This is a genomic window from Alteromonas sp. McT4-15 (genome assembly GCF_020515205.1).
Classification (GTDB): domain Bacteria; phylum Pseudomonadota; class Gammaproteobacteria; order Enterobacterales; family Alteromonadaceae; genus Alteromonas.
In genome coordinates this window covers 1-23,783 of sequence record NZ_JAJALG010000011.1, presented here as the reverse complement: position 1 = coordinate 23,783, position 23,783 = coordinate 1, and the positions used below count along the sequence as shown (strand labels likewise).

Annotated in this window: 24 protein-coding genes and 1 tRNA gene; 15 read left to right on the top strand and 10 right to left on the bottom strand. The window is 44.8% G+C overall.

The features are described from left to right. Nucleotides 1–143: 143 nt before the first annotated feature. From LHL20_RS10180 to LHL20_RS10135, 10 genes are all read left to right on the top strand, one after another. Nucleotides 144–1,796, top strand: coding sequence for an anthranilate synthase component 1 (locus tag LHL20_RS10180; protein ID WP_226433228.1), 1,653 nt, complete (start codon nucleotides 144–146; stop codon nucleotides 1,794–1,796). Beyond that, complete coding sequence (locus LHL20_RS10175; RefSeq protein WP_226433227.1) at nucleotides 1,793–2,425, top strand: aminodeoxychorismate/anthranilate synthase component II; 633 nt, start codon at nucleotides 1,793–1,795, stop codon at nucleotides 2,423–2,425. The genes LHL20_RS10180 and LHL20_RS10175 overlap by 4 nt, the downstream gene beginning before the upstream one ends. Next, the gene (gene trpD, locus LHL20_RS10170; RefSeq protein WP_226433226.1) at nucleotides 2,418–3,449 is read left to right on the top strand and encodes an anthranilate phosphoribosyltransferase; all 1,032 of its coding nucleotides are present in this window, start codon (nucleotides 2,418–2,420) and stop codon (nucleotides 3,447–3,449) included. Before LHL20_RS10175 ends, trpD begins: the two co-directional genes overlap by 8 nt. Further along, nucleotides 3,442–4,851 (top strand): bifunctional indole-3-glycerol-phosphate synthase TrpC/phosphoribosylanthranilate isomerase TrpF, encoded by a 1,410-nt coding sequence (trpCF, locus tag LHL20_RS10165; RefSeq protein WP_226433225.1) that lies wholly within the window; start codon nucleotides 3,442–3,444, stop codon nucleotides 4,849–4,851. Before trpD ends, trpCF begins: the two co-directional genes overlap by 8 nt. Before the next feature lie 21 nt (nucleotides 4,852–4,872). Beyond that, complete coding sequence (gene trpB / locus LHL20_RS10160; protein ID WP_159627987.1) at nucleotides 4,873–6,054, top strand: tryptophan synthase subunit beta; 1,182 nt, start codon at nucleotides 4,873–4,875, stop codon at nucleotides 6,052–6,054. Then, on the top strand, nucleotides 6,054–6,863 hold the full coding sequence (trpA, locus tag LHL20_RS10155; protein ID WP_226433224.1) for a tryptophan synthase subunit alpha: 810 nt from the start codon (nucleotides 6,054–6,056) through the stop codon (nucleotides 6,861–6,863). Before trpB ends, trpA begins: the two co-directional genes overlap by 1 nt. A gap of 6 nt (nucleotides 6,864–6,869) precedes the next feature. Continuing rightward, nucleotides 6,870–7,169 (top strand): YciI family protein, encoded by a 300-nt coding sequence (locus LHL20_RS10150; RefSeq protein WP_159627983.1) that lies wholly within the window; start codon nucleotides 6,870–6,872, stop codon nucleotides 7,167–7,169. 410 nt (nucleotides 7,170–7,579) lie between these two features. Continuing rightward, nucleotides 7,580–7,849 (top strand): PepSY domain-containing protein, encoded by a 270-nt coding sequence (locus LHL20_RS10145; RefSeq protein ID WP_226433223.1) that lies wholly within the window; start codon nucleotides 7,580–7,582, stop codon nucleotides 7,847–7,849. Nucleotide 7,850: 1 nt separating this feature from the next. Further along, the gene (locus LHL20_RS10140) at nucleotides 7,851–8,525 is read left to right on the top strand and encodes a response regulator transcription factor (RefSeq protein ID WP_159627979.1); all 675 of its coding nucleotides are present in this window, start codon (nucleotides 7,851–7,853) and stop codon (nucleotides 8,523–8,525) included. After that, on the top strand, nucleotides 8,522–9,862 hold the full coding sequence (locus LHL20_RS10135; protein WP_226433222.1) for an ATP-binding protein: 1,341 nt from the start codon (nucleotides 8,522–8,524) through the stop codon (nucleotides 9,860–9,862). The genes LHL20_RS10140 and LHL20_RS10135 overlap by 4 nt, the downstream gene beginning before the upstream one ends. 140 nt (nucleotides 9,863–10,002) lie before the next feature. Here the strand turns inward: LHL20_RS10135 and LHL20_RS10130 are convergent, their stop codons facing one another. Next, a complete protein-coding gene (locus LHL20_RS10130) occupies nucleotides 10,003–11,043 on the bottom strand; it encodes an AI-2E family transporter (protein ID WP_226433221.1) in 1,041 nt (346 codons plus the stop codon). Between the two features lie 73 nt (nucleotides 11,044–11,116). Here LHL20_RS10130 and folX point away from each other — a divergent pair, with 73 nt between their 5' ends. Both folX and LHL20_RS10120 read left to right on the top strand, forming a co-directional pair. Continuing rightward, nucleotides 11,117–11,485 carry a dihydroneopterin triphosphate 2'-epimerase gene (gene folX, locus LHL20_RS10125; protein WP_159627972.1) on the top strand — a complete coding sequence of 123 codons (369 nt, stop codon included), beginning with the start codon at nucleotides 11,117–11,119 and terminating at the stop codon, nucleotides 11,483–11,485. Nucleotides 11,486–11,496: 11 nt separating this feature from the next. Beyond that, the gene (locus LHL20_RS10120) at nucleotides 11,497–12,390 is read left to right on the top strand and encodes a TIGR01777 family oxidoreductase (RefSeq protein ID WP_226433220.1); all 894 of its coding nucleotides are present in this window, start codon (nucleotides 11,497–11,499) and stop codon (nucleotides 12,388–12,390) included. 130 nt (nucleotides 12,391–12,520) lie between these two features. Here the strand turns inward: LHL20_RS10120 and LHL20_RS10115 are convergent, their stop codons facing one another. Both LHL20_RS10115 and LHL20_RS10110 read right to left on the bottom strand, forming a co-directional pair. Continuing rightward, entirely contained in the window at nucleotides 12,521–15,043 is a 2,523-nt protein-coding gene (locus LHL20_RS10115) for an ABC transporter permease (protein ID WP_226433219.1), read from the bottom strand. Further along, the gene (locus LHL20_RS10110) at nucleotides 15,044–15,745 is read right to left on the bottom strand and encodes an ABC transporter ATP-binding protein (protein ID WP_202264714.1); all 702 of its coding nucleotides are present in this window, start codon (nucleotides 15,743–15,745) and stop codon (nucleotides 15,044–15,046) included. A 16-nt stretch (nucleotides 15,746–15,761) separates the two neighbouring features. On the opposite strand from LHL20_RS10110, the gene LHL20_RS10105 reads away from it, so the two are divergent. The 3 genes from LHL20_RS10105 to LHL20_RS10095 all read left to right on the top strand — a co-directional run bounded on the left by LHL20_RS10105 (nucleotide 15,762) and on the right by LHL20_RS10095 (nucleotide 17,899). Then, nucleotides 15,762–16,418: an arylesterase gene (locus tag LHL20_RS10105; protein WP_202264712.1), complete on the top strand. Its 657-nt coding sequence runs from the start codon at nucleotides 15,762–15,764 to the stop codon at nucleotides 16,416–16,418. A gap of 46 nt (nucleotides 16,419–16,464) precedes the next feature. Beyond that, the gene (locus LHL20_RS10100; protein ID WP_226433218.1) at nucleotides 16,465–16,650 is read left to right on the top strand and encodes a hypothetical protein; all 186 of its coding nucleotides are present in this window, start codon (nucleotides 16,465–16,467) and stop codon (nucleotides 16,648–16,650) included. Nucleotides 16,651–16,915: 265 nt separating this feature from the next. Beyond that, the gene (locus LHL20_RS10095; protein ID WP_226433217.1) at nucleotides 16,916–17,899 is read left to right on the top strand and encodes a transposase; all 984 of its coding nucleotides are present in this window, start codon (nucleotides 16,916–16,918) and stop codon (nucleotides 17,897–17,899) included. 40 nt (nucleotides 17,900–17,939) lie between these two features. Here the strand turns inward: LHL20_RS10095 and LHL20_RS10090 are convergent, their stop codons facing one another. From LHL20_RS10090 to LHL20_RS10060, 7 genes are all read right to left on the bottom strand, one after another. After that, the gene (locus LHL20_RS10090) at nucleotides 17,940–19,220 is read right to left on the bottom strand and encodes an amidohydrolase family protein (RefSeq protein ID WP_226433216.1); all 1,281 of its coding nucleotides are present in this window, start codon (nucleotides 19,218–19,220) and stop codon (nucleotides 17,940–17,942) included. After that, nucleotides 19,217–20,644, bottom strand: coding sequence for an amidohydrolase (locus LHL20_RS10085; RefSeq protein ID WP_413228890.1), 1,428 nt, complete (start codon nucleotides 20,642–20,644; stop codon nucleotides 19,217–19,219). Before LHL20_RS10085 ends, LHL20_RS10090 begins: the two co-directional genes overlap by 4 nt. A 125-nt stretch (nucleotides 20,645–20,769) precedes the next feature. Then, entirely contained in the window at nucleotides 20,770–21,708 is a 939-nt protein-coding gene (gene dusC / locus LHL20_RS10080; RefSeq protein ID WP_226433215.1) for a tRNA dihydrouridine(16) synthase DusC, read from the bottom strand. Nucleotides 21,709–21,925: 217 nt separating this feature from the next. Further along, nucleotides 21,926–22,105 carry a DUF1289 domain-containing protein gene (locus LHL20_RS10075; protein WP_226433214.1) on the bottom strand — a complete coding sequence of 60 codons (180 nt, stop codon included), beginning with the start codon at nucleotides 22,103–22,105 and terminating at the stop codon, nucleotides 21,926–21,928. Beyond that, the gene (locus LHL20_RS10070; RefSeq protein ID WP_159627950.1) at nucleotides 22,102–22,323 is read right to left on the bottom strand and encodes a hypothetical protein; all 222 of its coding nucleotides are present in this window, start codon (nucleotides 22,321–22,323) and stop codon (nucleotides 22,102–22,104) included. Before LHL20_RS10070 ends, LHL20_RS10075 begins: the two co-directional genes overlap by 4 nt. Before the next feature lie 60 nt (nucleotides 22,324–22,383). Then, complete coding sequence (locus tag LHL20_RS10065; RefSeq protein ID WP_226433213.1) at nucleotides 22,384–23,289, bottom strand: M14 family metallopeptidase; 906 nt, start codon at nucleotides 23,287–23,289, stop codon at nucleotides 22,384–22,386. 396 nt (nucleotides 23,290–23,685) lie between these two features. Continuing rightward, nucleotides 23,686–23,761, bottom strand: a tRNA-Glu gene (locus LHL20_RS10060). Between the last annotated feature and the right edge of the window lie 22 nt (nucleotides 23,762–23,783).

The following is a 23,783-nucleotide window of genomic DNA, read 5'->3' as shown; positions in this document are numbered from 1 at the left end:
TCTACAGCAATGACAGTTGCAACTTGGTGGTGGCACTCCCTAACTTAACGGGCGGTGTGCACTGTAGTGCGTGAATGAAAACACATAAAGGCCCGTTTATACGGGCCTTTTTTTTATCTTTTTGCAGTTGGAGAGAAGCAAAAATGAGTTTAGCGGAACTGGGCACTTCCCCAGGCAAGGTTGAGACAATAGAACAAGTAGGTCACTACATTGACGACCCACTCGCGGCCTTTGCTCACTTGTGTGAGAATACGAGCAACGCGTTATTACTAGAATCGGCAGAGATTGACTCGAAAGATGACTTACAAAGCTTGCTGATGGTTGACGCTGCACTTCGTATGGAATGCAGAGGTAATCGCGTTGAAATTACCGCACTTACTGGCAATGGCGCGTCTGTACTTCCACTTTTCACTACGCAAAGCCCTGACGGCCTAAATGTAGTAGACAGTACAGCAACAACGGTTACTCTAGAGTGTGATGACGCCGATGCAGATTTAGACGAAGACAGTCGTTTAAAAGCCGCAAGTGTTATGGATACACTGCGTATTGTTGTCAATAAGGTTACCCCCATACGTCAGCACCCCCATGCTGTATTTCTAGGTGGTGTATTTGCCTATGACATGCTGGCCGGTTTCGAAAAACTACCCGATGTTGCAGAAGGCGAAAATGACTGTCCGGACTTTGTGTTTTACCTTGCCGAGACGCTCATTACCGTAGACCATCAAACGCGCGAAACACATATCATTGGTAGCGTATTTAGCGGGCAAGATGTCGCTCAGCAATACTTCACCATCGCCCAGCGCCTAGAAGCTATCCACCAACAGCTTCACGACATGCCGGCGGAGCCTGTCCTAAAAGGGCAAAGTGGACAGTCACTCGAAAAAAGTGGACAGTCACTCACTTTAACAGATAACCACGATGCTTCTGTGGACATCACCGACGAGCAATTTTGCAACCACGTACTCGACTTAAAGCAGCATATTTTGGCTGGCGACATATTTCAGGTTGTGCCATCACGCACATTTTCTCTCCCCTGCCCATCGCCACTCCTTGCTTATGCAAAGCTAAAAGAATCTAATCCAAGTCCGTATATGTTTTACATGCAGGATGAAGCATTCAGTATTTTCGGCGCTTCGCCTGAATCTGCTCTTAAATACGATAGCGAAAGCAACCAGGTTGAAATATATCCCATTGCCGGCACTCGACCACGCGGAAAACGCGCCGACGGCTCGATTGATAGAGATTTGGACAGTCGCATTGAACTAAACCTTCGCGAAGACACTAAGGAAAAATCAGAGCACATTATGCTTGTTGACCTTGCGCGAAATGACGTTGCTAAAGTAAGTCGCCCTGGTACCCGCTACGTGAAAGACCTATTAAAAGTAGACCGCTACTCTCATGTAATGCATCTTGTATCGCGCGTGGTAGGCCAGCTGAGAGACGATTTAGATGCGCTGCATGCCTATCAAGCGTGTATGAACATGGGCACATTAGTAGGTGCGCCGAAAGTAAGTGCTGCCACGCTTATTCGTGAAGTAGAACAAAAACGTCGCGGCAGTTACGGCGGCGCGGTTGGTTATCTGAACGGACAGGGTGACATGGACACCTGCATTGTTATTCGCTCGGCATTTGTCAAAAACAACACCGCGTATATTCAAGCGGGTGCTGGCGTCGTTCACGACTCAATCCCACAAGCCGAAGCTGATGAAACGCGCGCCAAAGCGCAAGCGGTTATTGGGGCTGTTAAAGCGGCACTTAAAGAAGAATATGTACCCAGTAAGGAGGGCAACGCATGAACCAACAGGTGACCACCCTCTTTTTACTGGATAATGTAGACTCATTCACCTACAACTTGGTTGATGAACTGCGCACGCTAGACTTAGACATTAAGGTTTATCGAAATACCGTTTCGGCCGACATGTTGTTTGAACGCATGCAAGAACAAGCAACAAAAGGCCCAGTAATATTAATGCTATCGCCAGGGCCCGGCGCTCCCAGTGAAGCAGGCTGCATGCCAGCACTACTGAACAAAGTGCGAGGCGTTTTCCCAGTAATTGGTATTTGCTTAGGCCACCAAGCCATTGTAGAACACTACGGTGGTACAGTTGGACGGGCAAGCCAAGTCATGCACGGTAAATCATCGGCAATTACTCACACTGAAAAGGCAATGTTTGAAGGGTTACAACAACCCTTACACGTGGCGCGTTATCACTCTTTGGTTGCACATGAATTACCTGATGCACTGACGGTATGCGCATCGACAGTGAATGACGATGGCAGCGAAGCAGTGATGGCAGTATATAGCGAAGGCGATCGCATGTTGGGCTTTCAGTTTCACCCTGAATCTATTTTAACCGCCCAAGGCAGTTTGCTACTTAAGCAAAGTATTGACTATTTAACGTTACAGGGAGCCTATCATGCTTAACGCAGGCCCACTTCTTGAACAATTGATGTTGCGTGAGTCGCTCTCGCAAACCGAAGCCTACAGCTTGTTTAACAGTATTATGCACGGTGAACAAAGCGAGGTGATGATAGCAGCGGTGCTTACCGCGCTTAAAATGAAGAAAGAATCGCCAAGCGAAATTGCAGGTGCAGCCAGTGCAATGGTTGCCAATGCCCTTCCCTTTCCAACGCCGAGCTATGAGTTTGCCGACATTGTGGGGACAGGTGGTGACGGCCACAACACGATTAATATCTCAAGTGCAGCCGGTGTGGTAGCGGCTGCGTGCGGTGTAAAAGTAGCCAAGCACGGTAATCGAAGTGTGTCGAGCAAATCAGGTTCAGCCGATTTGTTTCGTCAATTCGGGTTAAATTTAGAAATTAGCCCCGAGTTATCGCGAAAATGCTTAGATGAAGCAAATTTCACATTTCTTTTTGCTCCCGTTTATCACGCCGGTATGCGCCACGCAGCCCCCGTGCGCGCTGCGATGAAGACCAGAACCTTGTTTAACATCTTGGGTCCACTGGCAAACCCTGCGGGTCCAACTCATGGTGTATTCGGCGTATACTCTCCCGAACTGCTTGAACCGTATGCAAAAACCCTTATGCTGCTTGGCCAACATCGCGCCATGATAGTGCACGGCGATGGCCTTGATGAGCTGGCGCTGCACGGCGAGTCGATGATTTACGACTTAGAGCACGGCGATATTCGCAAACTAACCGTTACATCAGATGATTTCGGTTTACCGCGCTATCCGTTATCGGCTATCGAAGGCGGTGAACCGGAAGAGAACCGACAATTTGTTGAAGCTGCACTGAATGGCGAAGGCAAAGAAGCGCATCGTGCGGCCATTGCTATGAACTGTGGCGCATTGTTAAAAGTGACGGGCAAAGCTGATAGCTTCAAAGACGGCGCCGAAATGGCGATGGACGCCATGTCCAAGGGGTTACCCATGCAGTTACTTTCAAAGGTAGCCAAAATTACTCAGGAGGTAAGCACGAATGGCTAATGTGCTTGAGAAAATTGTTGCAGACAAGCGCGAAGAAATTGCGGCTAGAGAAACGGCTCTGCCGTTAGAAAGCTTTAAAAACGCGCTAGTGCCGTCTCAAAAAAGTTTGTTTGCGGCACTTAGTGAGCCTAACGCCGGCTTCATTTTTGAATGTAAAAAAGCGTCGCCTTCAAAAGGCCTTATTCGCGATAATTTTAATTTAGATGAAATTTTGGCCGCATATACCCCCTATGCTGCCGGTATTTCTGTACTGACTGACGAAAAGTACTTTCAAGGCAAATTCGAATACCTTGCCTATGTGACCGAGCGCGTTGCGCAGCCTGTGCTAAACAAAGACTTCTTTGTTGAAACCTATCAAGTGTATCTGGCGCGCCATTATAACGCCGACGCCGTATTGCTTATGCTTAGCGTATTAAGCGACGACGAGTATCGCGAGTTAGCCGCTGTTGCTGACAGCCTACACTTAGACATTCTTACTGAAGTAAGTAACGAAGAAGAAATGCGGCGCGCTATAGCGTTAGAAGCAAATATTATCGGTATCAACAACCGTAACCTGCGCGACTTATCTACCGACCTTGCTACCACAGAACGCCTAGTGCCCATGTTAGAAGCTGCGACCCACGACTTTGTGGTCATTTCCGAATCTGGCATTTATACCCATGATGACGTGTTGCGCCTAGCCGCCGTATCAGATGGGTTCTTGGTAGGCAGTGCACTGATGGCACAAGACGATCTGCCTCGTGCGGTTAAAACCTTGGTCAATGGTGCAGTAAAAGTATGCGGGTTAACCACCCCAGAGCAAGCGCAGATGGCATTTGACCAAGGCGCCAGTTTTGGCGGACTGATCTTTGCTGATAAATCGCCTCGCTATGTTACTCACGATATGGCGCAAACTATTACTCAACAAGTTAACGGCGCTTTTGTCGGTGTATTTGTGAATAGTGACGTAGACCAAGTTGCGTCACTGGCGGCATCGCTTAGTTTATTTGCCGTGCAATTACACGGTAGTGAAGATGAACATTATGTGGCCACACTTTCAGAAAAACTGCCTGAGGGTTGCGAGATTTGGGTTGCACAAGGCGTGAAAGCTGATACAACAAACTCGCTACCTGAAATAGTGGACAGACACTTAAATAACCCATTAATTAGCCGCGTGCTTCTGGATTGCCAAGTAGGCGACGCCAAAGGTGGCACGGGGGAATCATTCAACTGGCAACTGTTAGATGGCGCCGAGCAAAAGCATAAGCTCGTTCTTGCAGGCGGCATAAACCCGCAGAACGTAGAAGGCGCTATCGCCGCAGGTTGCGGCATCATTGATGTGAATTCAGGGGTAGAAGATGCGCCTGGCATCAAATCGGCTGACAAATTGAGCGCACTGTTTGCAGTGTGCCGCCAATATTAATTCAAGAAACAGGACAACGTAATGAACCAACTAGATACAAAATTTGGCGAATTTGGTGGCATGTACGTGCCCGAATTGCTTATTCCCGCCCTTGATCAGCTGGAAAAAGCGTTTTTGGATGCCAAAGACGATCCCACGTTTAACGAAGAATTTCTATCGCTGCTGAAAGACTACGCGGGTCGTCCAACGTCGATGACGCTAACCCGTAACTTAGTTAGCAACCCGAAAGTAAAATTGTACCTTAAACGTGAAGACCTATTGCACGGCGGTGCACACAAAACCAATCAGGTATTGGGACAGGCACTGCTTACTAAACGCATGGGTAAAACTGAGGTTATCGCCGAAACAGGCGCGGGTCAGCACGGTGTTGCAACAGCATTAGCTTGCGCGCTTTTGGGCCTAAAAGCACGTATTTATATGGGTGCAAAAGACGTAGAACGTCAAGCACCTAATGTATTCCGTATGAAGCTAATGGGCGCTGAAGTTATACCAGTAAATGCGGGTTCTGGTACGCTTAAAGATGCCGTTAACGAAGCGATGCGCGACTGGTCTGCCAACTATGAAACAGCCCACTACCTATTGGGCACTGCAGCAGGTCCGCACCCCTTCCCTACTATCGTACGTGAATATCACCGCATGATTGGCGAAGAAACTCGCGCACAAATTATGGAGAAAGAAGGTCGTCTACCTGATGCCGTGGTGGCGTGCGTGGGTGGTGGTTCAAACGCCATCGGTATGTTTGCAGACTTTATCGATGAGCCATCAGTGCGCTTAGTAGGTGTAGAGCCTGCTGGTAAAGGGGTTCACACCAAGGAGCACGGTGCCACTATCGTTACTGGTACTAAGGGTATTTTACATGGTGCTTACACCTTTATCATGCAAGACAAAGAAGGCCAAATTGAAGAAAGTTATTCAGTTTCAGCGGGGCTAGATTACCCAGCAGTGGGCCCTCAGCACGCGTATCTGCACGACATTGGCCGCGCTGAATATGTTGCAGCAACAGATGAAGAAGCTTTGAATGCCTTTCAGCTACTGGCACGCAAAGAGGGTATTATACCCGCACTAGAATCATCACATGCCTTGGCACATGCGCTTAATATGGCCGATGAAGCCGAAGAAGAAACAATTATTGTTGTGAACTTATCGGGTCGCGGTGATAAAGATCTTGCGCACGTAATTAACATTTTAGGGGATGATTTATAATGGAACGATATGCACAAATGTTTGCGCAATTGGATGAAAAGAACCAAGGCGCATTTGTTCCTTTTGTCATGGTCGGCGACCCTGACCTTGCGCAATCTGAAGCGATTATTTGCCAGCTAATTGAAAGTGGTGCTGATGCACTTGAGTTAGGTATTCCTTATTCAGACCCAATTGCAGATGGTCCAACAATTCAAGCATCGGCTATTCGCGCTTTGAACAACAAAGTTACCGTTGCTGATTGCATGGGCGTCATTTCTCGCGTTCGCGCAAAATACCCTAACGTGCCAATTGGCTTACTGCTATACAGCAACTTAGTGATGGCGAAGGGCATTGAAACCTTCTACAGCAAAGCGCAGGAAGCTGGCGTGGACTCAATATTGGTAGCCGATGTACCTATCCGAGAAGCAGCACCTTTTCAAAAAGCCGCAGAAGCAACGGGTATTTCGCAAATTCTAATTGCACCGCCTAATGCAACTGACGAAACAATGGAAAAAATTGGCGAGTATTCGAAAGGGTACACATATCTGCTTGGACGTGCAGGCGTGACTGGCGCAGAAACAGCCGCCAATGTGCCTGCAGCAGATTTGATAGCACGATTAAATAAACATAATGCTGCGCCAGCCCTTTTAGGCTTTGGTATTTCGACGCCAGAGCAAGTTAAGTCAGCAATTGATGCGGGTGCCGCTGGCGCAATATCTGGTTCTGCCACAGTGAATATTATAGCTGCGAATCTTGATGACAACGACAAGATGCTAAGTGAGCTTGGTAGCTTTGTTGAAGGTATGAAAGCTGCAACTAACAAAGGGTAAAAAGCCATGCTATATATGATTTGTGCAACAGACGTTGCAAATAGCTTAGATAAACGCCTTGCAGCACGCCCTGCACACTTAGAGCGCTTGAATGCGTTAAAAGCAGAAGGTCGGCTAATAATGGCAGGCCCCTTCCCTGCCGTTGATAGCCCAGATCCCGGCCCTGCGGGTTTCACCGGCTCATTGGTGGTGGCTGAATTCGACTCGCTAGAAGATGCGCAAGCATGGGCCGATGCCGATCCATATATTGAAGCAGGCGTCTACGAGAGCGTAATAGTAAAACCGTACAAAAAGGTTTTGCCGTAAAAGACTGAAAGAATAGACCCCCTTCAAAAAGCCTAGCACCCGCTAGGCTTTTTTGTTTCTGCGAGAAATAAAGGAGGAAATAAAGGACAGACACTCAATTTCGCAACACATTAAAAAACGGACAGACACTTTTTCTTTGAGTGCAACCAATGAATAAAATAAAGAAAATAAAGGACAGACACTTTTAAAAAGGAACTTCCCCCTGATTTGCCTCCTTTTATAAAAGTTAAGCGATGTCTACAAGAAAGTGTCTGTCCCTTATTTGGTTGCTAAGTTAGGAATAGCCACTTACGGCTTATGTACACTTTTCCATAAGCAGGGTAGACTTATTTCAATTCAGTATTTGTTCAGATTGGTAACGTATACTTGGCGTTAGTTTGGTCTGGGCGAGATTTTTATGGTGAGGTTGTATGACGTTATCGCTTCGAGTTGCAATAGTATGTGTTGTGTTAGCTTTGTCTTGCACAAGCCCGGCTATTGCCCAGCAAAGCGCTAACGCCAGTATTTCCAAAAGTGAAGCAGCTGAACGCGCGAGAAATGCAGAAAATGGTCGCGTATTAAAAGTTGAGCAGACTTCCAAAAAATATCGTGTAAAAGTACTGAAAAAATCAGGACGAGTAGTAACGGTGGATGTAGATAAACGCTCAGGCAAAGTGAAAACATCCAAAGATAAGGATTGATATGCGTATCCTAATAGCCGAGGACGACAGCAGGCTGCTAACCCAACTAGACACGCTACTTCAACAAAATGGATACAGTGTTGATTTAGCTGACAATGGCGAGCATGCATTATTTCTCATAAAAGAATACAGTTATGATTTGGCAATTATCGACATCGGTATGCCAAAGCTAGATGGCTTTGAAGTTATCCGAAAAGCGCGACAAGCTGACATTTCCTGCCCTATATTAATACTGACAGCGCGCGACAGATGGCAAGAAAAGGTAGAAGGCCTTGATGCAGGAGCCGACGATTACCTTACCAAACCATTTCACAACGAAGAGTTACTCGCTAGAACGAAAGCATTGATTCGTCGGGCTTCAGGTCAAGCTAACCCAACAATTCAGTTCGGTCCAATAGCACTTGATACTGTCAGTGAAGAACTTTCACTCAACGGAGAAGCGCTCGACTTAACCGCTTACGAGTACAAAGTAATGGAATACTTGATGTTGAATCCACAAAAAGTAATTTCAAAGACTGAGTTAACTGAACATATCTATGATCAAGATTTCGATTTAGACAGTAACGTCATTGAGGTCTTCGTGGGTAGATTACGCAAAAAGCTCGATCCGACAGGCGAGTTAAAACCGATAGAAACCCTGCGTGGAAGGGGTTACCGGATAAATCGCAATCTATGAGGCAACTGTCGCTTCGACTAAGAAGTATCTTATTAGCAATAGGGCTATTAGCCCTATTTGCGCCTTTTACCGTCATTATTCTAGACGACGCTTATACAGAAAGTTTAACTCAAGCAAAAATGAGTGAGTTGCGCCTAATGAACTTAGGCTTGCTTTCCGCGTTTGAATTAGATGGCGATTTACCCTATATGCCAGAAATTTTGTATGAGGAGCAACTCAACCTGCCTGGCTCGGGGTATTTGGGCATTATTGTTTTTCGAGACGAAGTCATTTGGCAATCAGCATCTGCTTTAGAATATACTTTTACCCCCCCTGATATTGATGTTGCGGTTGGAAACGAGCTCTTTATCGACAATCACAATCCAAAATTTGCTAGCGAGTCCCCTTTTTTCGTCTATGCATTTACTGCGGAATTTGCTTCTAGTAGAGATTTTGAGCCCGTACGCTTTTACATTTTTAATGACAAAGTATTGTTTGAGCAGGAACGTGACACTTTTTTAACGACTACATGGCAGTGGATATTCACGTTGTGCTTTGTTTTGCTTGTGTTTATTGTGGTGGGCATTAGCTTAGTACTCTCGCCTGTAAGAAAACTCATCGACGAAATTTCACTGACTTCAAGTGGCAAAAAACCGAAACTTGATGAACGATACCCCGTGGAATTTGACTCACTAAAACGCTCCATCAACGACTTGTTACACACTGAAGCTAAACAAAGAACACGCTATAAAAACAGTTTGGGTGATTTGGCGCATAGTCTAAAAACACCGCTTGCAGTTGCTTCAGGGCACAAGAGCCTTCCTGCAGAAGTTAAAGAATCGCTGTCTCAAATCGATAGGATAATTCAACGACAATTAAAAAGAGCGAGTGCTGGAAAAACAGGGTGGCAGAATGCAATTCGAATAGAACCTGTTCTGCATAAACTCGCAGATGCGATGGATAAAGTTTATCAAGATAAAGCACTGACTATCGAATTTGATGTCGACGAAAAGGCGCAGTTTAAGGGCGACGAAACTGATTTAATGGAGCTGTTTGGCAACATTCTTGATAACGCCTGTAAAGCAGCCAACACCCAAATTACAGTTTATGCGCAGATTAACGATAATTGGTTAACGGTAAAATTCGATGATGATGGCCCCGGTATCCCAGATGATAAAAAATCGGTGCTGTTAGAGCGAGGGATGCGGCTTGATACATACACTGAAGGTCATGGCATAGGTATGGCTTTAGTAGCAGATTTGGTATCGATATATGAAGGCCGAATGAAGATAGAGGACAGTCACTTAGGTGGCGCAAGCATTACTCTCAGCTTTCCCTATCACGAAGTCGAGAATTAGTTCTCGACTACTAATAAAGTGGACAGACACTTTTTCGTGATTTTTATTGTGACTGTCCATTATTATTTTCTCAAAAAGGTGTTTTGCTACAGGTAGCATTAAGTGTGTGTCCGTTTTCACCAACACCCATAAAAAACGAGTTATGCCACCTTCTTATCACCTTCACTTGATAGCAACACTGCAAGCCATTTACTCTCTTCTCTCGATTCTAAGGCTATTTTTACAACCATAGTTAAAGGGACAGAAAGAAGCATTCCAACAGTACCCAGCAGCCATCCCCAAAAGATCAAAGATAGGAACACGACAAGCGTAGATAGCCCCATTCCTTTTCCCATCAACCGAGGTTCGACCATATTACCCATGATGGTGTTCACTAATACAAAGCCCAAAGCAGCAAACCCTGCCTGCGCTGGACCAAGCTGAACAAAGGCGATTAGCACGGCAGGTACTGCGGCAATAATAGAACCAATATTCGGAATAAAATTAAGCATAAAAGCAAGTACAGCCCACAGCATAAAATGGTCCACCCCCATTATGTAAAGCCACAAGCCGATAATAAGTCCAGTACCTAGACTCACCACTGTTTTTATTGCGAGATAACTGTTAACGGAGCGGATGAATCGGTCGATGTGTTTTAGCTTCATACCAGGGTCAGCCAACGCAATATGCAATCTGCGAGGAATACTATCCGCTTCAAAAAGCATGAAGATAACGGTTAGAAGAATCAAGAATAGATTAGACAACACACCGCCCATACCGCTTATGAAATTGGTAGCAACCGACATTGCCGTAGCAGGATCTAGGTGAGAAGCGATCAACTCGCGGTTTATATGAATATTGTATTCAGCCAGTTTAGACACAACCCATGCAAACTCAGAATCCAATTTACTTCTGTATTGAGGCAAATTTTCTCTAAACTCTGTCATTGACTGGCCAACGAGACCGGCCAAAAGAAATCCGAACACAACAATTATCAGTATAACAAAGGTGATAGATAACCATTTGGGCACGCCAAATCTAGAAGTCCAGTGAATAATTGGACTGCACGCTATAGCGATAAATATAGATAGAAAGAAAGGCACCATAATCGTACTGGCTGCCTTAATGCCTGCCATTACAACCACGAGGCAAGCAAGTACAATAAGAATTTTTGCGGTTGGTGATCGTAGTTCCACTGACATTTTGTGCTACATTCCTGACTGAAACGACAATACTTTACAACGACTTATAACTAACTACAAACAAGAGACTGGAATGAACTTTAATCTCGCTACAATAAAAATTAAAAACCTCAGACTTCGAACGTATATCGGCATTAACGAAGATGAAATCAAAAACAAACAAGATGTAGTGGTTAACGTAAAAATCGACTACGACGCTGAGAAAGCGACTAATACTGACGATATGAGTGATGCACTAAACTACAAAACGATCACCAAGGCGATTATAAAATTAGTCGAGGATAATCGATTCTCTTTGCTAGAAAAACTCACCGCCGATGTACTTAGCATTGCCGCAGAGCATTCGTCGGTGCGCTATGCAGAAGTAGAAGTAGACAAACCCCACGCGCTCAGATTCTCTGACTCGGTATCACTTACGCTTTCATGTAACAAGTCAGCGTAGCGGAGAGCTCCATGAATATTCTCATTACCGGTGGAACAGGCCTTGTAGGCAGTGAATTCATCAGCCAATATCGAAACCAGCATACGTTTACAGTTGTATCGCGAGACACAAGTAAAGCAAAGGCAAAGTTGGGAGAAGACATTGCTGTAGTAAACGCTGTTTCAAAAATTGAGGATATTTCGGCGTTTGATGCGGTTATTAATTTGGCGGGTGAACCAATAGCCGACAAACGATGGACAGACACTCAAAAGAAAGTAATTTGCGAAAGTCGATGGTCAATCACTTCACAACTCGTCGCTAAAATCAACGATGCTAAGCAGCCTCCAAAAATCTTTATTTCGGGGTCAGCGATTGGTTTTTATGGGAATCAAAATGATAAAGTGGTGACTGAAGACTCCATCCCTCACGATGAATTCACCCATCAACTATGCAATAAATGGGAGTCAATTGCTCAAGGCGCGATAAGTGAATCAACTCGCGTCGTTTTATTGCGCACCGGTGTTGTACTCTCTAGAAACGGTGGGGCCTTAAGTAAAATGGCGCTACCTTTCAAATTGGGAGTGGGCGGAAAACTGGGCTCAGGAGATCAATATCTGTCATGGATCCACCTTCAAGATATGATAAAGGCCATCGCATTCTTGCTTGAAAACAAGAATTGTAGTGGCCCGTTTAATGTAACTGCACCACAGCCAGTTTCAAATATTACATTCTCTAAGCAACTCGCAGCATCGCTTAATCGCCCATGCTTATTCACTGTCCCTGCCTTCATTATGAAAATCGCAATGGGAGAATCATCAACAATGATTATGGAAGGTCAACGCGTTATACCTCAAAATTTAACTAACGCTGGGTTTACTTTTGAATACCCTACTTTAGAAATGGCACTTATCGACATCAATCGATGAGCTGAGTAGATTTCGTTAGCTGCAAAGTTCTAATGCATTCGTTAATCCGTTAATGCCGTTAATGCCGTTAATGCCGTTAATGGACAGACACTTTTTATATGAGTGTCTGTCCACTTTCTTTAGCTCTAAATCACACTATTTTTCTCAACATTTGGCTCGTATTTAGCGTTAGCAAGCGCCAGCAACCAAAGGCCCCAAGAATGCCAACTACAACAGCTCCTACTGTAGGCGCAACAGCCCAATATTCGAAATGCAGACTGCCATCCATTTGAAAAACTGATGTTTGAAGCAAGTAAAGACTTAACTCATTAGCCAATGCCGCCATGAATCCCGCGACTGTCCCTATAATTACGAATTCAAAAATTACACTTTTACGGATAAGGCTGCCTTTCGCGCCCAATGTCCTTAATATTGCAATTTCCTGCCTACGCTCATCCATACTGGCTTGCACTTGAGCGATCAATACTAAGCTCCCAGCCATCAGTACTAACACCAATATAAACTCAACCGCTACTGATACTTGATCGACGATCTCGCGCAGCTGATTTATGCGAGCATCCACATCAAACATCGTTATTGAAGCAAAGGGCTTTAATAGCTCAGTGAGTTGTGATTTTCTCTCGGTGGGTAGATAAAAACTGGTGATATAAGTAGGTCGGAACGAAGCCATTGCATCAGGATGGATGACAAAGAAAAAGTTAGGCTGCATCGTCTGCCAGTTTACTTCCCTGATACTGGTCACTTGGGTTTCGACTATTTCACTTCCTACATTAAAAGTTAACTTATCACCCATTTTGATGTCTAAACGCATCGCCACTTCTTGCTCAACTGATACAGGATAAACGTCATCATCGATACTCGAAACCGCATTACCATGCCAAGTGCCTTCCACAACCTTATTTTCTTTTTGTAACGTGTTACTCCACGTTAAATTCGCTTCTCTACCTAGTCCGCGACGACCTTCTCTGTTAGGTTCATCTTCCTTTGATACCTCTGTGTTTACGCCTTCCTCGTTAACAGCTACAAACCGACCTCTAACTACAGGGTAGAACTCTTCTATTTGAATGCCATTCTCTTCAAAGTGTCTGTCCAATTCGGGTTGAATATCTGGTGTTATGTTGATTAGAAAGTAGTTGGGTGTCCCTTCAGGCAACTGTGAACGCCACTGCGACACCATATCATTGCGCATAACGAGCACTACCAACAACAGCATGATTGTTATCGAGAAGCTAATGAGCTGTACACTATTGTCCATTGCTCTTCGCTTGATCCGCGCCCACGCTAGCTGCCAAGGACCCATTCTGCCACTACCTAAACGTCGGCCAATAGCAATTAACCCATAAGTAGCCAGTAATAAGCTTGCAACAAGCACAGTGCCCGATAAGAACAAAATTGCACTTATCTTAAGGTCCTGACTATACATCCACATTAACGAGAAAATCGCTCCGCCAGAAGCAATAAACTGAATGCTACGAGAACGCAGATTGGCACTAATGTCTTTTCTTAGTACCCGAAGCGGGGGTACCGAGAATAACTGAAGTAATGGATACAGAGAAAACAGCAGTGCGCACGTCGCCCCAGTAGCAACGGATATAATCACCGGGCGCCAATGCCAAACATTAAGAGATACATCTACTTTATCAGCAACAAACATCACCACTACTTGTTGGCCAATAAACCCGACAATAAGACCAATAAAAATCGCCAGTGCTGTGATTAACAAAATTTGAATGAGGTAAATTTTACGAATCGTTCTGCTGGTAGCACCCAAGGTTTTCATAATGGCCACTGGATCGAAATGTCGTTGTGCATAACGCTGTGCCGCGACAGCTATCGACACTGCTGCAAGTACAATTGCTAATAGGCTTGCGAGCAGAAAATAACGTTCAGCGCTTGCCACAGAGCGTCCAATTGCAGACTCATCATCTGCAACAGTTCGCCAAGAATGCAAGTCGTCATTAAGATTGGGCAATAGCCAGTCGCTGAAACTCTCCAATTGACTCGGCTCGCCAGCAAAGTACCCCACATAACGAACCCTACTGCCAGGGCCTGTAACAGCCGTTTTATCGAGGTCACTTAGATTCATTAGCACAATAGGGTCAGTGTTAAAAATGCTAAACCCAGCATCTGGAATATCTACCAAAACGCGCGTCACCGTGAAGACACCTTCGCCAATCTCTATCTCATCACCCACCGTGATTCCTAGCGTTTGAAACAACCTAGATTGCACCCAAGCTTCACCAGGCTGGGGTAAAGCATTGATTTCCTGCTTTTCACCAAAAGGTTTATCGGTAACGCTTACCGCCCCTTTTAGAGGGTAGCCGTCATTCACGGCTCGAAGATCGACAAGTGACATTTCGTCACCGCTAAATACCATCGAACGCGTAGTCACTTGTTTAGCTGTTGTTAACCCCTCCTCTTGCGCTTGTAGCAACCAAGATTCGTCTATAGGATCATCCGAGCGCAACTGTGCATCAGCGGCAATAAAGGCGGCTGAGCGCGATTTCAGGGCTCCTTGAAGTCGTTCGCTAAACAACGATAACGAGAGAACTGCCGCTACAGACAATACAATAGCAAGTAGTATGATTGTGAGCTCGCCGCGTCTGGCTTCATGGCGAAACAATCGCCACGCTAAATTGAACGAAGTTGACATTTATACCGCCTCTTTCGCATCGTTTTGCTCTTTAGCAGCGGTAGTTTCAACGAGTTCGCCCGCACTCATTGTTAGCTGTCTGTCGCAATGCTCTGCCAACGTATTATCATGTGTAACAAGTACTAAAGTAGTGCCTTTTTCTCTATTCATTTTAAACAAAAGTGACTCTATTTTTTCACTGTTCTTAGCATCAAGGTTGCCTGTTGGCTCGTCAGCAAACAAAATTTTAGGCGATGTAATAAACGCTCTCGCAATCGCTACACGTTGTTGCTCACCACCAGATAACTGGTTTGGAAAGTGGTGCGCTCTGTGTTGCAAACCAACTTGTTCTAAGATTTCATTGGCCAGCGCTTTGGGATTATCTAACCCCGCTATTTCAGCAGGCAACATGACATTTTCAAGTGCAGTTAGGCTTTGAACCAACATGAAGCTTTGAAATATGAAACCCACCTTATTACCGCGTAGAACAGCTCGCTGCTCCTCATCCATATTGTGCAGCCCTTCACCATCCAAAAAAATCTCACCTTCTGTAACTTGGTCCAAGCCCGCCAACAAGCCTAACAATGTTGATTTACCTGAGCCGGACGCACCAATAATGGCAACGGACTCACCAGACTTGACTTCGAAGGAAATTGGACGAAGGATCTGCAGTGAACCTTCACTCGTATCAACTACTTTTGTTACAGAGTTTGCTTTTATCATAAGGGGTCATCTATTCGTGTTTGTTAGATTTCGTAATTTGTTCGTATTTTTAGTCATTCTTTTAATACCCTCTCACGCGCTATCAGATCAAGCTGATAACCAGGAGAAGAGCGAAAATGCTGTCCTACTTATATTAGGTGACAGTCTATCCGCAGCTTACGGATTACAGCAACGCGAGGGTTGGGTTAGTTTGTTACAAAAAATGTGGCAAGACGACAATATTCCGATTGAAATTGTAAATGCTGCGGTGAGCGGAGAAACGACCGATGGCGGACTAGCAAGGTTCCCTCGTCTTCTAGAGCAACACAATCCTACGCATGTTTTAATTGAACTGGGTGGTAATGACGGCTTACAAGGCCACAACATTAAAAAAATTAGAGACAATTTAACGTCATTAGTTGAAACAGCGAAAAGCAGCGAAGCGCAAGTTTTTCTTCAAGAAATGCAAATTCCTTCAAATTATGGAAAGCGATATACACAAATGTTTACCAAGAGCTTTTCGCAAGTGGCTGACGCACAAAGCGTGACGAAAATTCCTTTTTTCCTAGAGGAAATAGCATTGAAAAGTGAGCTAATGCAAAGTGACGGGATTCATCCTAATGCGACGGCGCAACCGATGATTGCAGAATTAATGGACAGACACTTAAGAAAGTTAATCCTCAATGATGAATAAATGTGCTATTTTATAAAAGAGTGATTCACAAAATTCGGAGTCTAGTATGGATGTTTCATCAGTTAATTCAGGCCCAGTATCAACCGTACTTGAAACACCTCAGCGTGCGCCCCAGCAGCAAGTAGAGCAACGCAACGAGCAAGAAAATCAAGCCAATCAGACTCAGCCTACACAGCAGACATCTAGCGGTTCAGACGGTCGAGTAGGCTCACGCGTGGATGTGTTTGTATAAGGCTTTGTTTGATAGACTGGACACCCACACGATGTATTAGTAAATTCGCCGAATAAAGCCAGCCAAAGTGGACACCCACTTGTTTGCAGTTACTAAACCATTCACTACAGTCCATCAGAGCACTTAAGTGACTGTCCACTTTAATTCACTGTTCAATCTAGTTCCAAACCATTCATCTCAAAAAACTGTACCAAAACTGGCCTCATAGACACTTAAAAAGAAGTGTGAATTTCTCATAATGCGTAAAAACATTAGGGATATGGAAATGCCTTTACCTCGCTACAAACAAATCAATACGGATGTCACCCCTTATTATCATTGTATTTCACGATGCGTACGTCAGTCGTACCTTTGCGGTAGGGATAATAATACAGGGATAAACTATGAACATCGCAGAAAGTGGATCCAAGACAGACTGCATAAGCTCTCACAAGCTTTCGCTATTGATCTTTGTGCTTATGCTGTTATGCACAATCATATTCATGTTGTGCTCCATGTCGCTAAAGGAAGAGCAGAGGGTTGGTCAATGGATGAGGTCCTTCTTCGCTGGCGAATGTTCTATAAATGTCCACCGCTTGTGCAACGTTACTTAGAAGGAGAGTCGGAGAGTGAATTATCCCCCGAAGAGTGCGCTGAGTTACAAAGGCTTTCATCACTATACCGAAGCCGGCTTCAATCAATTAGCTGGTTCATGCGGATGCTCAACGAATACATCGCTAGAAAAGCGAATAAAGAGGATGATTGTAAAGGCTATTTTTGGGAAAGACGTTTTCGGTCTCAAGCTATATTAGATGAAAAAGCACTGGCTGCGGTTATGGCATACGTCGACTTAAATCCAATTCGAGCCAAAATTGCAAACTCTCTCACTACATCAAATTTCACTAGTATTCAGTACCGATTAAATGCACAACGAGTGAATAAATCACCCAAATTTTTGATGCCATTTGAAGATTGTATTCAACAAGGCAAAAAATCTCATATTCCGTTCAAGCTAAATGACTATGTTGCACTATTGAAAAATACGTTGGCGCGACAGACAACGAAAGTTGCAGCCCCCTTTCCAAAGCTGACGAACAGTCTACTCAAACGCCTTGGTATGACATCGCACAACTGGCAACTAGTAACAAATAATTTTGAAACATTATTCTCCGGTCCGGTTGGTTGCCCGGACGCGATGACAGATTTTGCGAAGTTTTGTGGCAGAAGCTGCCGGCCTAATGTGACAAACGCCACAAGATATCTCTCATAAAAAAGGCTTTCTAATGAAAGCCTTCAACAATTAAACCTCTTTATTCACTGCGCTGATACTGTGAGGGCATTTTGCTATTACCAGTGCCGAGTGATAAATACCTATCTCGAAGTTTTGTTTGTCGAGACTCCATTTTAATTGGCAGTCCATTGATGAACACTGACTCAGCAGCTTCGGTTACTTCCAACGGATCGCCCGACCAAATGACAATATCTGCTTGAAGGCCAACCTCAAGGCGACCCACTTCGGTATCAAGCCCAAATATTGACGCTGGTACACGCGTTAAACTTTCTAAGCCAACCTCATGTGGTAAACCATTTGCTACGGCATTACCTGCATGTTGTGCAGCTAGTCGAATGTTGTGTGTGTCCATTCCAATAGCTACGCTGACGCCTGCTTGATGAAGACGTGCGGCGTTGCTTAGGGTAGCGCCCATTTGGTCAAATCCACCTGGCAAGTTGTACTCTGGATCGATAATCACAGGAATATTTGATTGCGCAAGCTCACTTGCAACGCGCCAAGCTTCTACGCCATGAACCAAAACCACTTTCACAGAAGGGTGTCTGTCCTTAAAGGCGATAACTTGGCGGATATCCGCAGCGCGATCAGCTCGCATCAATAACGGTACTTCACCTTGTATAACGCGCTTTAATGCTTTTACATCAGAGCGAGTGTTCAGTCCATACCATGGTTTCTCTGCTGACAAGTCGCCCGACGCATTCGAAGCTTCCTCAAATACTTTATCCAGCATTACCCAAAGTGCAGCTCGTGAACCACCAGTGTGCTCAGCACCTTCGCTACCCACGTCTATTGTCATGAAAGCAGCTGATTTTAAAACGGGTGACTGTCCACTTAACTGGATGATTGCGCCAAGCCCACCAAATAAGTATTTACTGCCATTAATGGCTGTAGCCGCGGATGTCATGCCCTCTAGGCGCGTAATTGCAAGCAGTGAGCTGTCAGGGTTAACAGCGTACTGAACATCTAATGCTGCACCTGTGTTTGAAATTGGCGTCATTTCAATACTTGAATCTACCACGCCTGATGACGATGACACTTCAACTAAACCTAAAGAAGTGAGTGCACCGATAAAGCCTGGCGTAACTACCTTTCCACTAGCATCTATACGTTCGTAACCTTCAGGTACGCTTTCACCACTCTGTACCGACTCAATTCGGCCACCTTTAACAAGAATGGTTCCTTGATCAATAATGCCCTGTGAGCCCATGGTGTGTATCTTTCCACCGACAATGGCGTAGTTATCGGCAAATGTGGATGTCACTATCGACATTGTAGCCAGTAATACCGCTAATTTTCTCATTTAGAATCTCCTTCACCCACTTGGCCTAGCTCGAAATCACTCACTGGCCATGACGACGTATCCGTTAAGGAGTAGGCTAAACCGCCATCAATATATACCTGCTCTACTTTCGTGTAAGTTGAAAATGGATTTCCATTCCACACTACGATGTCAGCTTGTTTACCGGCCTCGAGAGACCCCGTTTTATCAAAAATACCGAGTGACTTCGCTGGATTAGCCGAGAGCCAAATCCAAGCGTCTTCCATAGGAATATCAATACCAGCACGCTTACCATCAGACCACGCTTTGGCCGCTTCTTGATTTAAGCGCTGTATCCCAAGGTCGCTATCAGAATGTACTATGGCACAAGCACCGGCAGCATGAACCGCAGGAATGTTTTCACGAATGCCATCATAAGCTTCCATCTTGAAGCCCCACCAATCTGCCCACATCGCTGAACACACATTGTTTTCTTTCAGCTTGTCAGCAATTTTGTATGCTTCAACCGCGTGATGAAAAGTGCCAATTTGATAGTCGAACTCTTTCATCACATCCATCATCACGGTCATTTCATCCGCTCGATAACAATGCATATGAACGCGAATATCACCTTTCAAAACGCCTGCAAGCGTCTCTAGCTTCAAATCTCTTTTAGGTGGTGTTGCATTTTTACCGGCCTCATAATCACGTTCGTAGGCTTCCCATTTTCGAAGGTAATCTTGAGCATCTGACCATGCTTGACGATAGCCCGCTACGTTACCCATCCTTGTCATTGGCCCACCTTTTTCACCGTAGACGCGTTTCGGGTTCTCACCACAAGCCATTTTCATGCCATAAGGAGCTTGTGGAAACTTCATATCCTGCATAGTACGACTAGGCACATTTTTAAGCACCACCGAGCGGCCACCAAATAAATTAGCCGAGCCTGGTAAAATTTGTAGCGTTGTCACCCCGCCGGCTAAAGCACGTCCAAAACCAGGGTCTTGCGGCCAAACAGAGTGCTCGGCCCAAACCTGTGCAGTAACTGGATTGGTCATTTCATTGCCATCGGAATGGGAACGAGTAGACGGTGACGGATACACGCCTAAGTGACTATGGTTATCGATAATACCTGGTGTTACCCACTTACCAGTGCCGTCGATTATTGTTGTGTTGTTCGCGGTATCGAGTGACTGTCCACTTTTGGCAACAGCTTGAATCTCTCCTTCAGCGAAATAAACACTACCGTTTTCAATTTTGCCGCCAATGCCATCAAAAATGGTTACGTTCGTAATGAGGGTAGGTTCACCTAGGATTGGTTTGTACGTACTTGGATAAGGATCAGGATTTATCGATACTTTAGGTGCTTGTGTGCTATCAACGGTGGCATCTTGGCCACATCCCATCAAACAAAATGATGCGATGCAAGCCATCGATAGTGCCAGCTTCGAAGGTATAATTTTCATGTGTTCCCCAGAGCTATTCTTATTATTTGTGGATACTGGGGGTTATTGATTCAGTTTGCCCCAGTACAAAATAGCCTAGCTAAGGAATGTGCACTTGCCAAGTTGCACTGGGGTAAAGCGTTATATTAATGCGAGGACTGGCGAGCTAGCACATCAACGATATCTTGAGAATTGGTCAAGCGCCTAATATCATTGAATAAAATTTCAGCTTCTGGATACTGTCTTTTTAAATACCCACACCACTGCTTAATTCTGTTCGGATAGTATTTGCCCTTATCCCCGAATATTTCATAACCTGAGTACTGTATCAAAAGCGATGCTAGTTCAGGCCATGGCATGGGGTCCTCACCATTTTTGATACACAGCGCTAAGTTTGGAAGGGCTAACGCACCTCGTCCTATCATTAGATTTTCACAATCAGATTGCTGTTGGCAGCGCTTGGCATCCCCACTACTCCAAATCTCGCCATTAGCAACCAAAGGAATTTGTGTATGCTGTTTAATTTTTGCAATCCAATCCCAATAAGCAGGTGGCTTGTACCCTTCCGTTTTAGTTCTTGCGTGCACCACAAGCTCTGAAGCGCCTGCTTCGGTAATAGCTATAGCGTTATCGATTGCTAAAGACTTATCTTCAAAACCCAGTCGAATTTTCGCAGAAACAGGAATGTGACTAGGAACAGCCTCTCTAACTGCTTTTACAATATCGTATAGCGTTTGTGTTTCTTTAAGCAACACAGCACCGCCTTTGCTTTTGTTAACCGTTTTTGCTGGGCATCCAAAGTTGAGATCTACACCTGGAGAGCCTAGCTCAATAGCGGTTTCTGCATTCTCAGCCAGCCATTGAGGATGTTGGCCAAGCAATTGGACACGCACGGGAACGCCTGCTGGAGTTTTGCCACCATTGTGAAGTTCAGGGCAGAGACGATAGAAGGATTTTTTCGGCAACTTTTGGTCGACTACCCTGACGAATTCTGTAACGCATTGGTCGAAACCGCCCACACGAGTCAACATGTCTCTCATTAAGTGGTCAACAACCCCTTCCATCGGGGCTAGCATTACTTTCATCAGGTAAAGTCTCTTTCAAGCTATATTAAAAAACGGCGCGAGATTTTATCAAAAAGCATTAGAGGTCGCTATGGAATAAACATGGATTGCTAAAGAATTAACTTTGCAAAAAAAGTATGGAAATGGACAGACACTTGATGAGTGAAATATGAGGGCTCAAATGGACAGACACTTATTTAAATAAAGTGTATGTCCACCTTGAGTTTAGAACTTGATATTACTTAATCGAACTTGAGTGTGTGTCCGATTTTTTAAAAAGCCGCTCGAACACAACTTGTTTTTGCGACTCAGTGTAATGTTGCCAGTTCGTAATTTCATCGATTGTGCGCTGACAGCCAATACAAATATCTTGTTCGTCAAGCTTACATAATGCCACGCACGGTGAAGCGAGATTCATAGTGAAATGTTACCTATTTCTTCTTGCGATTGGTGAGAAACACGAGAAGCCGCAATGGCGTTAAGTGTGCTCTCTGACAACTCTTTATTCGACCACAGGCAAACAAAGCAACCAAACTTATCTTCCAAGAATGCGGAAAACTCAGTGTCTGTCCTACATTCGTGACGAATAAGATTTTGTTTGTTGCCGTCGTAAATTACTGCCGAATAGATAAACACAATTGAGCCCCCTTCATTGAAGGCCCAAATATACATCTAGACGTCTAAACGTTCAAGCGTCTATTTAATAAATTCTAATGCTGCGCAAATTGCTGCCACTTGTGCGTCATTGCAGTTCTGAGGTGTAGCGTTGGCACTATCGGGGTAAACCTCTGTAGTAGTAACAAATTCTGCGTCAGTCATTCCACCACATAGAAACAGTGCTTTCTTGTCGTAGCAAATAACCCCATCGCTCACTACATCTGCGCCAATAATTTTCCCATTCTCATCAGGCGGTGCGATATGAGTAACTTGCTTGACCGCGTTAATCACCGACTCTTGAAAGGCTATTTGTGGGTTCGGCGTATTTGCTACAGTGTAAAATCCATCTGGGATATTCCAATTATCATGCGTAGTGCCGTCTCTTGCAGCAAGGGCGGGCCTAAACTCAGAGTTGTCTGTGTCAGTGGTTTCGTGCAGGTCTATGTGAAGTGAAAGCGGTATGTTTAATTCATCTATTAACGTCATCAGTTGCGCCGCTTCAGGCGCTGGCGAGTTTTCAAAAAATGAACGATTCGGATCTAGCGCAAGAGGATTCCAGCGATTTATTGTCTCATATCCCCAAGGGCTTACACATGGCACCACCACAATGTTGCAATCTTTTGAATACTTAGAGAGTTTAGTTGCAATAAATTGAAGCGCTCCCTGGACGCCACTGGTTTCGTAACCATGAACACCGCCTGTTACTAGTGCTGAAGGCTTATTTGGATCAAAACTTGTAGGGAGTACGGCAAACAGCGGGTAACGAACTTCATCGTACGGTAGTGCACCATATTGCTTAAGTGAAAACCCGTCAGGAATAATATTATTTAGCTTATCAAGCACTTCTTCTTTGTAGCTTCGCTGAATACGTTGCTGTGCTTTCCATTGTGCTTTTTCTTCGTCTCCCCACGGCTTACCCGGGGTTCCTATTGGATAATTCTGCATATAACACCTCGTAGTTTGGAAAGTAATAATAACAGTCATTTAATCCATAGTATGTGCTGATAACTCTAAACTCGTATTTTTCAACGCCGTAGGTGTATAGGTGCAATTACACCATTAAGGCGACGAGTGATTTTGAAACACGCAAAGATTTGTTCAACCAACTCGACTTAGAAAGTGACTGTCCACTTTGCGCATTCGTCTAACCTCGTTGCTTTAGAATTTGCGGTGAACTTTACCAGCAACAGAGAATAAGTGTGTGTCCACTTTTGATTCAAATAAAAAGTGACTGTCCACTTTCATCATACTTTTAAAGCGCTTTGGTTTGGTGACTTGAAGAAACGCGATTTGAGAGAGGTAAAAACAAAAAAACCAGCAGTATGGCTGGTTTTTTCGATATGGCGTCCCCTAGGGGATTCGAACCCCTGTTACCGCCGTGAAAGGGCGGTGTCCTAGGCCTCTAGACGAAGGGGACAGAAATTTTGCTAGTGAAGCAA